Origin of the sequence: Parasphingopyxis sp., assembly GCF_052168275.1 — a bacterium.
GTDB lineage: Bacteria > Pseudomonadota > Alphaproteobacteria > Sphingomonadales > Sphingomonadaceae > Parasphingopyxis.
In genome coordinates this window covers 1-13,047 of record NZ_JBQLZM010000062.1, presented here as the reverse complement: position 1 = coordinate 13,047, position 13,047 = coordinate 1, and the positions used below count along the sequence as shown (strand labels likewise).

Sequence of the window (13,047 nt, the reverse complement as noted above, 5' to 3'; positions counted from 1 at the left end):
GTTGCAGCGAGACCCGCTCATGCGCCTGCCAGCCGCCGGCCGGCTGGCCGGCGGCGTCCTGCCGGCTGATCGCGACCGCGAGGCCGGGGAAGGGGTTCGGATTCTCGACCGGGAAATCGCTGCCGAAGGCGAGGCGGGAGCCGTTGCGCAGCATCGAGTTCCAGGCATAGGCGCCGGTCAGCCGGTTGGGGCCGAGCCTGGCCTCGGCCATCAGCCGGTCCGACGTCTGGTGGACGGGCTGCATGGAGGCGATGATGCCGTTGCGCCCGAAACGCGGCAGGTCGGCCGGATCGACGACCTGCGCATGTTCGATCCGCCAGCGCCGGTCGTCATTGTAGCGCGAGGCCAGTTCCTCGATCGCGCCCAGCGCCTCGCGGTTCGCCCCGTCGCCGATCGCATGGATCGCGGCCTGGAACCGGTCGAGCGATAGCCGGCTGAGGCGGTTGCGCAGCGCGATGCCGTCGATCAGCGCGAGCCCGGTTTCGCCCGGTGCGTCGGCATAGGGCGCGTTGAGCAGCGCGCCGCGCGATCCCAGCGCGCCGTCGCCGTAGATTTTGAGGCCCACCATGCGGAGCCGTCCGTCATAGAGCCAGGGCGTCATCGCATCCCCGGCGATATCGAGCAGCGTGTCCAGCTCGTTCGCATAGGAGACCACGCGGATCTGGAGGAGGTTGCGATCGCCGGCCCGGCGCAGCACGCCCCAGTCGTCGGCGCTCGTGCCCATATCGTGCATCGTCGTCACGCCGTAGCTGAGGAGCAGCTCCTGCGCCTCGCGCAGCGCCATGTCGCGGACCGGCGGCTGCGGCGTCGGGATCGCCTGCTCGATCAGCGCCATCGCCGCGTCGACGAAGACGCCGTTGGGCTGGCGGCCGTCCCGCTCGATCCGGCCCCCGGCGGGTGCTTGCGCGGCCGCCGTGACGCCGGCGGCCGCCATGGCGGCGCTGTTCGCGACGCCCGCATGGCCGTCGACCCGAACCAGCCAGACCGGCCGGTCCGACACCGCGGCGTCGAGATCGGCGGCGGTCGGAAAACGATCGAGCCCCCAGCGTTCCTGGTTCCAGCCGCGGCCGACGACCCAGCGCAGCGTCGGGTTCTCGGCGCTGTATCGCGCGAGCCGGGCCATCGCGTCGGCGAGGCTCGTCGTGTCGGACAGGTCGAGCTGGATCGCGTTATAGCCGAGCCCCATCAGATGGCCGTGCGCGTCGATCAGCCCGGGGATGACGGTCCGGCCCTGCGCATCGTGCCGGAAGTCGAGTTCGCGCGGGCGATCGTCGTTGCGGCCAAGCAGCCGCGTGACGCGGCCCGTGTCGACATCGAACAGCAGCCCGGTGAAGCGGACGAGGTTGCCGTCTTCGTCCAGCGTATAGCCATTGGCGTTTTCGATGAGCGCATCGGCCCGGGCGGGGGCGGGGAGGAGGAGGACGGCCAGGGCGAGGACCGTCGCCACCAAAAATCCGATTGGGCTGAGCTTGTCGAAGCCCCGTTCTTTCGTTCCGCCCGCCGAAAGCAAGTACAGCCCTTCGACGGGCCCAGGGCAAACGGGTTTTTGAACGGTGATACTCACTCTTCCAGTCTCCTTACCAGCGAACTCGTATCCTGCCGCGAGCCGCCCATTGCCTGCACCTCGGCGTAATAGCCGTCGACGATCTTGGCGAGTTCCAGGGTCGCCCCGTTGGCCCCGGCCTCTTCGATGGCCAGCCCCAGGTCCTTGCGCATCCAGTCGACCGCGAAGCCGAAATCGAATTCGCCCTTGGCCATGGTCTTCCAGCGATTGTCCATCTGCCAGCTCTGCGCCGCGCCGCCGGAAATCGCCTCGAACACCCGGTCGAGATCGAGGCCGGAGCGTTTGGCGAAATGCAGCGCCTCGGACAGGCCCTGCAACACGCCCGCGATGGCGAGCTGGTTGCACATCTTGGTCTGCTGACCGGCCCCCGCATCGCCGCAATGGACGATCCGCGCGGCATAGGCCCGCATGATCGGCTCGGCGAGCGTCATCGCCCGGAGCGTGCCGCCGCACATGATCGCGAGCTTTCCGTTTTCCGCCCCGGCCTGGCCGCCGGATACCGGCGCGTCGATGCAGTGGATGCCCCGCGGTTCGCCGGCCTCGGCGAGCCTGCGGGCCAGTTTCGCCGAGACGGTCGTATGGTCGATCCACAGCGTGCCCTCGTGCATGGCGGCGAACGCGCCGTCCGGGCCGAGCGTCACCGCGTCGACGTCGGCGTCCGCGCCGACACAGGCGATCACGGCGTCGACGCCCTTGGCCGCCTCGGCGGGCGTCGCGGCGCTTCGTCCGCCATATTTCCCGACCCAGTCGGCTGCCTTGGACGTCGTGCGATTGTAGACCGTGACCGCGTGACCGGCGGCGACCAGATGCCCGGCCATGGGGCCGCCCATCACGCCGAGCCCGAGAAATGCGATTTTTGCCATGGGAAGCCGCCTGCCGTTCGTGCCGAGCGCGATCCATAGGATGTGTTTGCCGCAGACGCCAGATAGGCTAGGGCGGGCGGATTATGGCGACAGCAGCGAAACCCGACCGCGATTCGGCCGTTACCCTGGAGAGCGTGCGCGCGGCGCACGAGCGGATCGCCGATTCGATCATCCGCACGCCCACATTGAAGAGCATCACGCTGTCCGAGATGACGGGCGCCGATGTCTGGCTGAAATTCGAAAACCTCCAGTTCACCGCCTCGTTCAAGGAACGCGGCGCGCTGAACAAGCTGCTGCAATTGTCGGACAGCGAGCGCAAGCGCGGCGTGATCGCGGCCTCGGCCGGCAACCATGCGCAGGGCGTCGCCTATCATGGCGCGCGGCTCGGCGTTCCGGTCACGATCGTGATGCCGAAACACACGCCGACGGTAAAAGTGCAGCAGACCGAGGGGCATGGCGCGACGATCGTGCTGCACGGCGAGCGGTTCGACGACGCGCAGGCGCGGGCCTATGAGATTGCGGAGGAACGCGGTTTCGTCTTCGTCCATCCGTTCGACGACGCCGATATCGCCTCGGGCCAGGGCACGGCGGCGATCGAGATGCTCGAGGACGTGCCGGAGATCGATACGCTCTGCGTGCCGATCGGCGGCGGCGGGCTGATTTCCGGCATGGGCGTCGCCGCGAAGGCGATGAAGCCCAAGCTCGAGCTGATCGGCGTCGAAGCTGAACTCTATCCGTCGACCTATTCCAAGATGCGCGGGCTCAAACTGCCCTGCGAAGGCGATACGCTGGCCGAAGGCATCGCGGTCAAGGAACCGGGCGCGCTGACGCTGGAGATCATCCGCGAGGTGGTCGACGATATCGTGTTGGTCGGCGAGCGCGATCTGGAGCGGGCGGTATCGCTGCTGCTGCAGATCGAAAAGACGGTCGTCGAGGGCGCGGGGGCGGCGGGTCTCGCCGCGATGCTCGACCATCCGGCCAAGTTCAAGGGCAAGAATGTCGGCCTCATCCTGTGCGGCGGCAATATCGATACGCGGCTCCTCGCCAACGTCCTGCTGCGCGATCTCGCGCGCGACGGCCGGCTGGCGCGCCTGCGCATCCGGCTGCAGGACCGGCCGGGCGCGCTGTACAAGGTCGTGCGCGTGTTCGATCAGGAGCAGGTCAACATCATCGAGGTCTATCACCAGCGGATTTTCACGACGCTCCCGGCCAAGGGCCTGATCACCGATATCGAATGCGAAACGCGGGATCGCGCGCATCTCGACCGGCTGATCGGGGCGTTGGAGAAAGAGGGCTATGAAGTGAAACCGGTCGAACTGGCCTGACGCTCGGAAGGGGTGGTTCGCGAATAGAACCAACCCGGATCAGTCCGATTCTCGGTGCTGCGGAAACTGTGGTAAGTTGTTCTCCGCAAAGGGGGCACATATGGCCACGCATCCGGATCCGGAGAAGGAAAAAGCCCAGCTCGAACGGTTCAAGGCGAATCTCGACCTCGAGGGCGACACGCCGCTGGACGATTTCTTCCATTTCCTCGTCGAGAGCGAAGATCAGGCGCTGGCGCTGATCTACTATGTCGATCATCCGCACGATCCGCCGCCCAAGGTTCCGTCCGAGGGCGATATCGAATTCGGCTTCATGCTCTACTGGATACATCATCCGCCGGCCAAGCTTCAGGGCTGGCTGGCCAGTCACCCGCTGATCGACGGCGTTTTCGAAACGCTGCAGCGACTGGCGCCGCCGACTCAGATCACGACCGCGCAATATGACGCCCTCGTCGCGAAGATCGAGACGACCGCCGTATCCTGGGAAGACGGCACGCTGATCGGCACCGGAAAATATGAGCAGCTCGACGAGGGATGGATCCTCGCGGCTATCAACTATGCCGCCAACATCGTGGCTGGCGGGATCGTCTCGCCCTTCCCAAGCGCACCGATCAGCGCAGTGCCGATGACGCGCAAGGACGGCGATGGCGCGAAGGACCCGGTGATCGGCATCATCGGAGATTGGGGGACCGGCTATTATTCCGAGCCCAGTGGCGGCGATTGTCCGGCCAGGCGGGTGCTCGACGATATTACGGCGCAGCCGATCGATTATCTGATGCATCTCGGCGACGTCTATTATGCCGGGACCGACTGGCGACCGCTGCCTGGAGAGGAATATCTGAACTTCAAGACCCTATGGCCCGATCAGGGCGGCGGACGGAACTACACGCTCAATTCCAATCACGAGATGTACGGCGCCGCGAGCGGTTATTTCGATGTCGCACTCGAGAAAGGCGGCCCTTTCGGTCACCAGAACGGACTGAGCTTCTTCGCGCTCCAATATCATGGCTGGCTCCTGCTCGGCCTCGATTCGGGCTATTTTTCCGATCAGGAAAACGGCCGGAAATTCTATATGGAAGGCGCGATCGGTACGGCGACGCACCGCGAGCAGATCGACCACATCCGATCCGTGTGTTCGGGCCATCAGGGCCCGGTCATGGTGATGACGCATCACAATCCGTGCAACACGTTCACGGCCAACACCAACATCCTGTTCAAACAGGTTGGTCAGGCGATCGGCGCGGTCGGGCCGGCCGTCTGGTATTGGGGCCATGTCCATAACGGCATCGTCTACGAGCAGCTGAAGATCGGCGATTCGATACCCTATGTGCCGACCAAGGGACGGTGCTGCGGGCATGGGGCGATCCCGTTCGGCAATGGCTGGGGTTTCGAGCAGAACAGCAACATCGCCTACTATGCGCATACGCATGACGATCAGTTTCCGGCGGACAGCCCGCGGGTGAAGAATGGCTATGCGCTTGTCACGCTGCATCGGGACGGCGGATTCAGTGAAAGCTTCTACGAGGTCGGCAATGGGAGGCCGGTCTTCCAGAAGAGCTGGACCGCGGCCGATCTTGGTTTCTAGCCGCCGCTATCGGATATCGGGATACCAGCGATCGAGCCCCTTCTTGCGCCCGAACGCCCAGTTCATCCCGCATTTCATGTAGATCCAGTTGGCCTTGAGCGGGCCCCATTCGGCGACGCGCCGGTCGGACGTCCGCACGATGCGCGGGACGAGCTTCACGCTGCCGATGCGGCAGAGCCGGAGGCACAGATCGACATCCTCCATGATCGTCATGTCGGGATCGCAGCCGCCGACACGGAGAAAATCGGCGCGGCGGAAGAACATCGCATGATCGCCGAACAGCAGGCGCAATCCGCGTACGAAGAGGTGCGGACGGAGCAGGATCGGGCCGTAATAGGTCTTGGCCCAATTGTGGAAGCTCGTGCCCCAGCGCGTTTTCGTGCCCGTCAGCAGCGGCGTGAAACCGCCGAGCGCCCGGACCGGCTTGGCGAGCGTGCGCTCGACAAGGGCGAGCGCGTCCGGCGGCAGCGCGGTATCGGCATGGAGAATGCAGACGAGCGGCGCGCTGCTCTCCGCCACGCCGCGATTGATCTGCACGGCACGGCCTTTCCGGCCATGCTCGACGACGTGAAGGCCGGCTGCCCGCGCGATCGCGACCGAATGGTCGCGGCTGCCGCCATCGACGGCGATCACTTCGGCGGGCGGCGGATCGAGCGCGGCGATATTGGCGATGACGCCGGGCAGCGCCGCCGCCTCGTCGAGCATCGGGATGACGAGTCCGACTTCGCTGCGGGCAGGGCCGCTCATGCCGTGAGCCACGGCCAGCGGCCGAGATCGCCGGGCCGGTCGCAATCCACCAGCGTCTCGAGCAGGGCCGGCGAGACGCCGCGGCGGGACAGTCGGGCCAGCGTTTCCGGAAGCACGGCGTCGGTGCCCCAGGGCATGTTGGCGAACAGCCAGTCATGGCGGGCGGCGAGGCCGATCAACCAATAGCCGCCATCCTCGGCCGGGCCGATCACGACCTCGTTGTCGGCAAGGGCCTTGGCCGCCCGTTCAAGATGTTCGGCGCGCAGATCGGGGCAATCCGCACCGACGAATATCACCGGCGGATTCCCGACCGCCGCCCGCAGCCGGTCTCCCAGATCGCCGCCGCCTTGCTCGGAATAGGTGAGGTCGTCGCTCAGCCAGGCTTCGAAATCGCGCTGCGGGGCTCCGGTGAACCGTATCTCGATCTGGAGCCCGCTCTCGCGCATCACATCCACCGTCCGCTCGGCGAGCCGTTTGTGAACCGCGGCGGCGCCATCCGCGCCGAGCGTCGGGATCAGCCGGGTCTTTGCCTGTCCCGGATCCGGATAGCGGGTGAACAGCACGAGACGGGGCACGGACACGCCCAGTGTCTCAGAGGGGTGCGGACGGGAAAGGCCGGTTCAGCTGGACGATCTTCCAGTTGAGCAGGATCGCGAAGCTGACCCAGAGCAGATAGGGCGCGATCAGCCAGCTTGTCATCGTCGAATAGGGCGCCAGGCCGATCGCAAGCGACAGGACCGAACCCCAGAGGAAGACAGCCTCGATCAGCGACCAGTCCGGGCGCCGTGCCATGAAGAACAAAGGGCTCCAGAGCAGGTGGAGGAGGAAATTCACGCCGAAGAGTATGAGTATCCGCAGCTGGTCCGCCGCCGTCGCTGCGGCTTCCCAGGAGATGACGCCCGCCCAGCCCGCCAAGCCGAGGATGATCGTCCAGGCCGGGCCGAACAGCCAGTCCGGCGGATTCCAGCTCGGCTTCGCAAGGCCGCGATACCAGGGGCCGATTTTCGTCAGCGCGCCGCCGGCGGCCAGCAATATGATGACCGCTCCCGCAGCCACGACGATGGTCCAGTTCATCCGGCCACCATAGCAGGTTCACGCAGCGGGTGGCCACGCCGGAGCGGGGTCAAGGTGCGACCGGCAGATCGGTGAACACTTCGGCGCCCGGACCGAGCGGGATTCCGAGCGCGACCCAGCCGAACACCAGCACGATCCCGGCCACCATCATCCAGATCGAATAGGGGAGCATCGTCGCCGCGAGGCTGCCCAGCCCGAAATCCTTCTGCCAGCGCTGGCAGAAGACCAGGATCAGCGGGAAATAGACCATCAGCGGGGTGATAATATTGGTCGCGCTGTCGCCGACCCTGTACGCCGCCGTCGTCATTTCGGGGCTGATGCCGAGCAGCATCAGCATCGGGACGAGCACGGGCGCGACCAGCGCCCATTTCGCGCTCGCCGAGCCGACGAACAGGTTGAGCACGCCGACGAAGACCACGATCAGCGCGAGGAGGAGCGGAGCGGGCAGCGCCAGCGCCTGCAGGCCCGCCGCGCCTTTCACCGCAAGGATGAGACCCATGTTCGACCAGGCGAACATCGCAACGAAATGCGCGGCGGCGAAGGCGAGGACGAGATAATAGGCAAGATCGGCCATCGATTCCGACATCATCTTCACTAGGTCCCGGTGATCGCCGATCGTCCCGGCCGCGCGGCCATAGGCCCAGCCGGTGGCGAGGAAGAGGATGAAGAAGGCGGCGACGAGCGAGCGGTAGAAGGGTGACATCTGCGCTTCGGCGGGCGCGCTTTCGTCGATCAGCGGCGTGCCGGGGCCGAGCGTGAAGAACAGCCACAGGCCGATCACGGCGAGCGCGGCGAGCCCCGCATGGCGCAGGCCCTTCTTCTGGTCGGGTTCGATCGGCGCATCGGCATCGGGCATCGCGTCGATATCGGGTTCGCCGCCGCCCAGCATGGCGGGGTCGCCATCGGTTCGGGATGACGAACCCCCGCCGGCTGCGACGGCCGCGCTGCCCTGGGGCGTATACGACCCGAGGCGCGGCTCGATCACCCGGTCGGTGACGTACCAGATGACCGGCAGGAAGATCACGGTCATCACCATGATGAAATACCAGTTGCCGGCGATATTGGCTTCCCAGCCGGTAAATACGGTCTCGACCGCGGCCTGGGTGATGCCGAACAGCAGGGCGTCGAGCTGGCCGGGCAGGAGATTGGCGGAAAAACCGCCGGACACGCCGGCAAAGGCCGCGGCGATACCGGCGATCGGATGGCGTCCGGCGGCGGCGTAGATGACGCCGGCGAGCGGGATCAGCACGACATAGGCGGCGTCGGCCGCCAGATTGCCGAGCATCGCCACGAGGGCGACGATCGGCGTGAGCAGTGCCGTCGGCGCGTTGCGCACACCGGCGCGCATCGCCGTGCCGAACAGGCCCGAACGCTCGGCCACACCCGCGCCGAGCATCACGACCAGCACATAGCCGAGCGGATGGAAGTGGGTGAAGGTGGTGGGCATGTCGACCCAGAGCCGCTGGATATTGGCGGCGGAGAGCAGGCTTTCGGCGGAGATGATCGTCGCCGTGCCGGTCGCCTCGTCGATCTCGGTCGGATGCGCGGCGGACCATCCGGTCAGGGCCGCGACGACGCTGAGGACGATGAGAATCGCGATCAGGTAGAAAAAGATGAATACCGGATCGGGCAGCCGGTTTCCGGTCCGTTCGATCCACGCCAATATGCCGCGGCGCTCTTCGGTGGTTGCCGTCCCGTCGCTCATCGTAACCCCGCCCATACGCAAACAAAGGCGTCACTATCTGCGAGAAAACGATTGAGTGCAATCGCCTCCGCGATTGATAAAGCCTATCGCTATCCGTGCGAGCGATTTTCGAATGTCGGGAAGATCACTGGGGACCCCTACGGGAATCGAACCCCGAGGATGGGTTTACCCATCCGTCCTGCAGGGTATGCGGGTTCGGCGATGAGGCCGTCCGGGGAGTATCGCGCGGACGCGAAAATCGCTGGTGACCCCTACGGGAATCGAACCCGTGTTTCAGCCGTGAAAGGGCCGCGTCCTAACCGCTAGACGAAGGGGCCGTCCCAGCGCGTGCGCCAATAGGCGAGGGCGCTGTGCGGGTCAAGCATTGTGTTGCGGTGCCGCATATCCGCCGGGGCGATACGTCAATCCGCCCAGGCGGCGTCCTCCAGATGCAGTTCGGCGGCGGGACGCGGGCCCCAATCGTCGATCTTCGCGCGGCCCGCTACCCATAGCTTGCGCGTGGTCCCGGCGCTCAGAACCGCCTGGCCCAGCGGCGTGTCGGCGGCGCGAAAGGCGATCGTCTTCAGGCTGCGTCCGTCCTCGCCGGCCACAATGGCACGGACATGGTCGGTGCCGACGATGTCGGCCTTGATCACGCGGACGGGCCCGGTCGCGATGCGCGGCGCGGGCCAGCCCATGCCATAGGGTCCGCCTTCCTCCAGCGCCGCTACGAAAGCCGGGGTCACGCCGCCGGGCGCCACCACGGCATCGAGCTGCAGCGCGCGTTCGCCGCGCGCCCGCGTCACGTCCTCGGCCAGGCGTTCGTCGAGAAAATCCGCGAGCGCATCGATCTTGTCCGCGGCGACGGTAAGTCCGGCCGCCATCGGATGGCCGCCGCCCGCCATCAGCAGGCCGGTATCCTTCGCGGCGAGCACCGCGCTGCCGAGATCGGCGCCCGCGACCGAGCGGCCCGAGCCCTTGCCGATCCCGTCTTCGTCGAGCGCGACGACGACGGCCGGGCGGTGCAGCTTTTCCTTCAGCCGGCTGGCGACGATCCCGATCACGCCCGGATGCCAGCCCCTGGCCGATACGAGCGCGACCGAACGGTTGTCCTGGCCCTTGCCCAGTTCGAGCGCCTGTTCGGTAACCGCCGCCTCGATCGCGCGCCGCTCCTCGTTGAAATGTTCGAGTTCGGCGGCGATGGCGCGGGCCTCTTCGGGATCATCGGTCGTCAGCAGCCGGACGCCGAGATCGGACTTGCCGACCCGCCCGCCCGCATTGATCCGCGGGCCGAGCCGGAAGCCGAGATCGGACGCGATCGGCGCGCGGTCCAACCGCGAGGCTTCGAGCAGCGCGTTGATGCCGATATTGCGCTGCGCGGCCATGACCTTGAGGCCCTGCGCGACAAAGGCGCGGTTGAGGCCGTGCAGGGCCGCGACATCGGCGACCGTGCCGAGCGCGACGATATCGAGCAGCTCGATCAGCTTCGGTTCGGGCTGATCCTTGAAATAGCCGGCCTCGCGCAATCGCCGGACGATCGCCGCGCCGAGCAGGAAGGCGACGCCGACCGCCGCGAGATGGCCGTGCGACGCGCCTTCCTCCTCGTCCAGCCGGTTCGGATTGACGAGGCTGTGGGCGACGGGAAGCTCGGCCGCGCATTTGTGGTGATCGACGACGATCACGTCGACACCCGCATCCTTCGCCTGTTGCAGCGCCTCGAACGCCTGCGCGCCGCAATCGACGGTGACGATCAGCGACGAGCCCTGTTCGGCGAGCTTGACCAGCGCTTCGCCCGACGGGCCGTAGCCCTCCATCAGCCGATCGGGGATGTAATAGCCGGCGTCGAGCCCCAGAGCGCGGAGCAGGCGGATCAGCAGTGCGGCCGAGGTCGCGCCGTCGACGTCGTAATCGCCGAAGATCGTGACCTTTTCCTGGGTTTCGATCGCCGCGACGATGCGTTCGGCGGCCCGGTCCATGTCGCGGAAGATCGACGGATTCGGCATGAAACCGCGGATCGTGGGCGTGCGATAGGTATCGATCTCCGCGCGCGCGCAGCCGCGCGACAATAACAGTCCGGTCACCAGGTCGTCGGGCTGGAAGTTTCCGCTCAGCCCGTCGATCGCGCCGCCGCGCCAGTGCCAGGGCTGGCCGGAGATCGAATGGGCGATGTCGAGGGCGGGCTTCATGGTTCCCGCTTTAGCGGGCGCGCCCATTCCTTGCCATCGGCCATGGCCGCTTTGCTGTGGGCATAGCAGGCGGCGAGAGCAGATGCTCGGCGTCCATGGCTATCGGTCTTCCCTCGGCCCTTTCGGCTGCGGGCCTCGTGCGGTCCCGGCGAATTGCAAATTCGCACCGTCGGCGCTGCAAGCCCGCACCGCCGCTTGAACCCGCGCGACGGGACGTGCAGAGAACCGCCATGCAGCCGATCATCTCGATAACCGATCTCAGCAAGATTTATGACGGCGGGGTCAAGGCGCTCAATAGCGTCAGCCTGGAAATCGAAAAGGGCGAGATTTTCGCGCTGCTCGGGCCCAATGGCGCGGGCAAGACGACGCTGATCAGCGCGGTGTGCGGGATCGTGACGCCGACATCGGGCACGATGCTGGCCGGCGGTCACGATGTGATCCGCGACTACAAGAAGGCGCGCGCGATGATCGGCCTGGTACCGCAGGAGATCAGCACCGATGCGTTCGAAACCGTCTGGGCGACCGTGAATTTCAGCCGCGGCCTGTTCGGCAAGCCGCGCGACCGCGGCTATATCGAGCAGCTGCTGAAAGACCTCTCGCTGTGGGACAAGCGCGACGCGAAAATCATGGAACTGTCGGGCGGGATGAAACGCCGGGTGATGATCGCCAAGGCGCTGTCCCATGAACCCGAAATCCTGTTTCTCGACGAGCCGACGGCCGGCGTCGACGTCGAGCTTAGGCGCAGCATGTGGAATCTCGTGCGCGGGCTGCGCGAACGCGGCGTCACGATCATCCTGACGACCCATTATATCGAGGAGGCCGAGGAGATGGCCGACCGGGTCGGTGTGATCCGCGCCGGCGAGATCATCGTGGTCGAGGAAACCGCGGCGATCATGCGCAAGCTCGGCACCCGCCAGCTGACGCTGACCCTGAGCGATCCGATGGAAGCGGTGCCGGACGGGCTCGCCGAGTGGCAGCTGGAGCTGGCCGACGAGGGCCATCAGCTGGTCTATACGTTCGACGCCAATGACGAGAGCACGGGTATCCCCTCGCTGCTGCGGAAGATGAGCGATCTGGGCATCGGGTTTGCGGATCTCGATACGTCGAAAAGCTCGCTCGAGGATATCTTTGTCGGCCTGGTGAACGAGCAAGGTCCGGCGAAACCGAACGAGGAAACGGAGCCGGCGGCATGAACATACGCGGCGTCTGGGCGCTCTACAGTTTCGAGATGCAGCGGACTTGGCGGACGCTGTGGCAGAGCATCGTCACGCCCGTGATCACGACGGTTCTCTACTTCGTCGTGTTCGGCAGCGCGATCGGATCGCGGATGGAGGATATCGGCGGCGTCGATTACGGCGCGTTCATCGTGCCGGGCCTGATGATGCTCTCGCTGCTGACGCAGAGCATCTCGAATGCATCTTTCGGCATCTATTTCCCCAAGTTCAGCGGCACGGTGTACGAGATGCTGTCGGCGCCGATGTCGCCGATCGAGCTCGTCATGGGCTATGTCGGCGCCGCGGCGACCAAGTCGATCCTGCTCGGGCTGATCATCCTCGCGACCGCGACGCTCTTTGTCGATGTCCGCATCGAGTATCCGCTGGCGATGGTTTTCTTTCTCATCCTGACCGCCGTCACCTTCAGCCTGTTCGGCTTCATCATCGGCATCTGGGCGGACGGGTTCGAGCAGCTCTCCTTCATCCCGATGCTGATCGTCACCCCGCTCACTTTTCTCGGCGGCGCCTTCTATTCGATCAACATGCTGCCCGATCCCTGGCGCACGATCAGCCTGTTCAACCCGGTCGTCTATCTGGTCAGCGGCTTCCGCTGGAGTTTCTACGGCGAAGGCGATGTCACGATCGGCCTCAGCCTCGGGATCACCGCCGTCTTCCTGTTCGCCTGTCTCGGTGCGATCATCTGGATCTTCCGGACGGGCTACCGGCTCAAGGAATAGCCATGGCGCGGCTGCTGATCGTCTATCACAGCATGACCGGCGGCACCCGGCAGAGAGCCGAGGCGGAGGCC

General features: G+C 66.0%; 11 protein-coding genes and 1 tRNA gene. 4 read left to right on the top strand and 8 right to left on the bottom strand.

From position 1 onward, the window contains the following. The coding region (locus tag ACTS1X_RS05490) for an amidohydrolase (protein ID WP_442613377.1) at positions 1–1,450 on the bottom strand (1,450 nt) is incomplete at its 3' end. 110 nt (positions 1,451–1,560) lie between these two features. Continuing rightward, entirely contained in the window at positions 1,561–2,427 is an 867-nt protein-coding gene (locus ACTS1X_RS05485) for an NAD(P)-dependent oxidoreductase (protein ID WP_442613376.1), read from the bottom strand. A gap of 83 nt (positions 2,428–2,510) precedes the next feature. Between ACTS1X_RS05485 and ACTS1X_RS05480 the strand changes: the two genes are divergently transcribed. Then, a complete protein-coding gene (locus ACTS1X_RS05480; RefSeq protein WP_442613375.1) occupies positions 2,511–3,752 on the top strand; it encodes a threonine ammonia-lyase in 1,242 nt (413 codons plus the stop codon). Between the two features lie 100 nt (positions 3,753–3,852). Then, positions 3,853–5,334 carry a metallophosphoesterase family protein gene (locus ACTS1X_RS05475; RefSeq protein WP_442613374.1) on the top strand — a complete coding sequence of 494 codons (1,482 nt, stop codon included), beginning with the start codon at positions 3,853–3,855 and terminating at the stop codon, positions 5,332–5,334. Between the two features lie 6 nt (positions 5,335–5,340). On the opposite strand, the gene ACTS1X_RS05470 is transcribed toward ACTS1X_RS05475, so the two are convergent. The 6 genes from ACTS1X_RS05470 to recJ all read right to left on the bottom strand — a co-directional run bounded on the left by ACTS1X_RS05470 (position 5,341) and on the right by recJ (position 11,025). Beyond that, complete coding sequence (locus ACTS1X_RS05470; protein WP_442613373.1) at positions 5,341–6,081, bottom strand: glycosyltransferase; 741 nt, start codon at positions 6,079–6,081, stop codon at positions 5,341–5,343. Continuing rightward, entirely contained in the window at positions 6,078–6,662 is a 585-nt protein-coding gene (locus ACTS1X_RS05465) for a TIGR04282 family arsenosugar biosynthesis glycosyltransferase (protein ID WP_442613372.1), read from the bottom strand. The genes ACTS1X_RS05470 and ACTS1X_RS05465 overlap by 4 nt, the downstream gene beginning before the upstream one ends. 10 nt (positions 6,663–6,672) lie before the next feature. Beyond that, positions 6,673–7,155 (bottom strand): TspO/MBR family protein, encoded by a 483-nt coding sequence (locus ACTS1X_RS05460; protein WP_442613371.1) that lies wholly within the window; start codon positions 7,153–7,155, stop codon positions 6,673–6,675. A gap of 49 nt (positions 7,156–7,204) precedes the next feature. Continuing rightward, positions 7,205–8,860 (bottom strand): AbgT family transporter, encoded by a 1,656-nt coding sequence (locus tag ACTS1X_RS05455; protein ID WP_442613370.1) that lies wholly within the window; start codon positions 8,858–8,860, stop codon positions 7,205–7,207. Between the two features lie 242 nt (positions 8,861–9,102). Beyond that, positions 9,103–9,177: transfer RNA gene (locus ACTS1X_RS05450), tRNA-Glu, on the bottom strand. A gap of 84 nt (positions 9,178–9,261) precedes the next feature. Beyond that, positions 9,262–11,025 carry a single-stranded-DNA-specific exonuclease RecJ gene (gene recJ, locus ACTS1X_RS05445; RefSeq protein WP_442613369.1) on the bottom strand — a complete coding sequence of 588 codons (1,764 nt, stop codon included), beginning with the start codon at positions 11,023–11,025 and terminating at the stop codon, positions 9,262–9,264. 230 nt (positions 11,026–11,255) lie between these two features. Between recJ and ACTS1X_RS05440 the strand changes: the two genes are divergently transcribed. Further along, entirely contained in the window at positions 11,256–12,218 is a 963-nt protein-coding gene (locus ACTS1X_RS05440; RefSeq protein ID WP_442613368.1) for an ABC transporter ATP-binding protein, read from the top strand. Beyond that, entirely contained in the window at positions 12,215–12,976 is a 762-nt protein-coding gene (locus tag ACTS1X_RS05435) for an ABC transporter permease (protein WP_442613367.1), read from the top strand. The genes ACTS1X_RS05440 and ACTS1X_RS05435 overlap by 4 nt, the downstream gene beginning before the upstream one ends. Positions 12,977–13,047: the final 71 nt, after the last annotated feature.

Excerpts from the sequence above, each read along its gene's own strand:
- ACTS1X_RS05485 (WP_442613376.1), bottom strand. The coding sequence starts at position 2,427 with ATGGCAAAAATCGCATTTCTCGGGCTCGGCGTGATGGGCGGCCCCATG.
- ACTS1X_RS05480 (WP_442613375.1), top strand. The coding sequence starts at position 2,511 with ATGGCGACAGCAGCGAAACCCGACCGCGATTCGGCCGTTACCCTGGAG.
- ACTS1X_RS05475 (WP_442613374.1), top strand. The coding sequence starts at position 3,853 with ATGGCCACGCATCCGGATCCGGAGAAGGAAAAAGCCCAGCTCGAACGG.
- ACTS1X_RS05470 (WP_442613373.1), bottom strand. The coding sequence starts at position 6,081 with ATGAGCGGCCCTGCCCGCAGCGAAGTCGGACTCGTCATCCCGATGCTC.
- ACTS1X_RS05460 (WP_442613371.1), bottom strand. The coding sequence starts at position 7,155 with ATGAACTGGACCATCGTCGTGGCTGCGGGAGCGGTCATCATATTGCTG.
- ACTS1X_RS05455 (WP_442613370.1), bottom strand. The coding sequence starts at position 8,860 with ATGAGCGACGGGACGGCAACCACCGAAGAGCGCCGCGGCATATTGGCG.
- recJ (WP_442613369.1), bottom strand. The coding sequence starts at position 11,025 with ATGAAGCCCGCCCTCGACATCGCCCATTCGATCTCCGGCCAGCCCTGG.
- ACTS1X_RS05440 (WP_442613368.1), top strand. The coding sequence starts at position 11,256 with ATGCAGCCGATCATCTCGATAACCGATCTCAGCAAGATTTATGACGGC.
- ACTS1X_RS05435 (WP_442613367.1), top strand. The coding sequence starts at position 12,215 with ATGAACATACGCGGCGTCTGGGCGCTCTACAGTTTCGAGATGCAGCGG.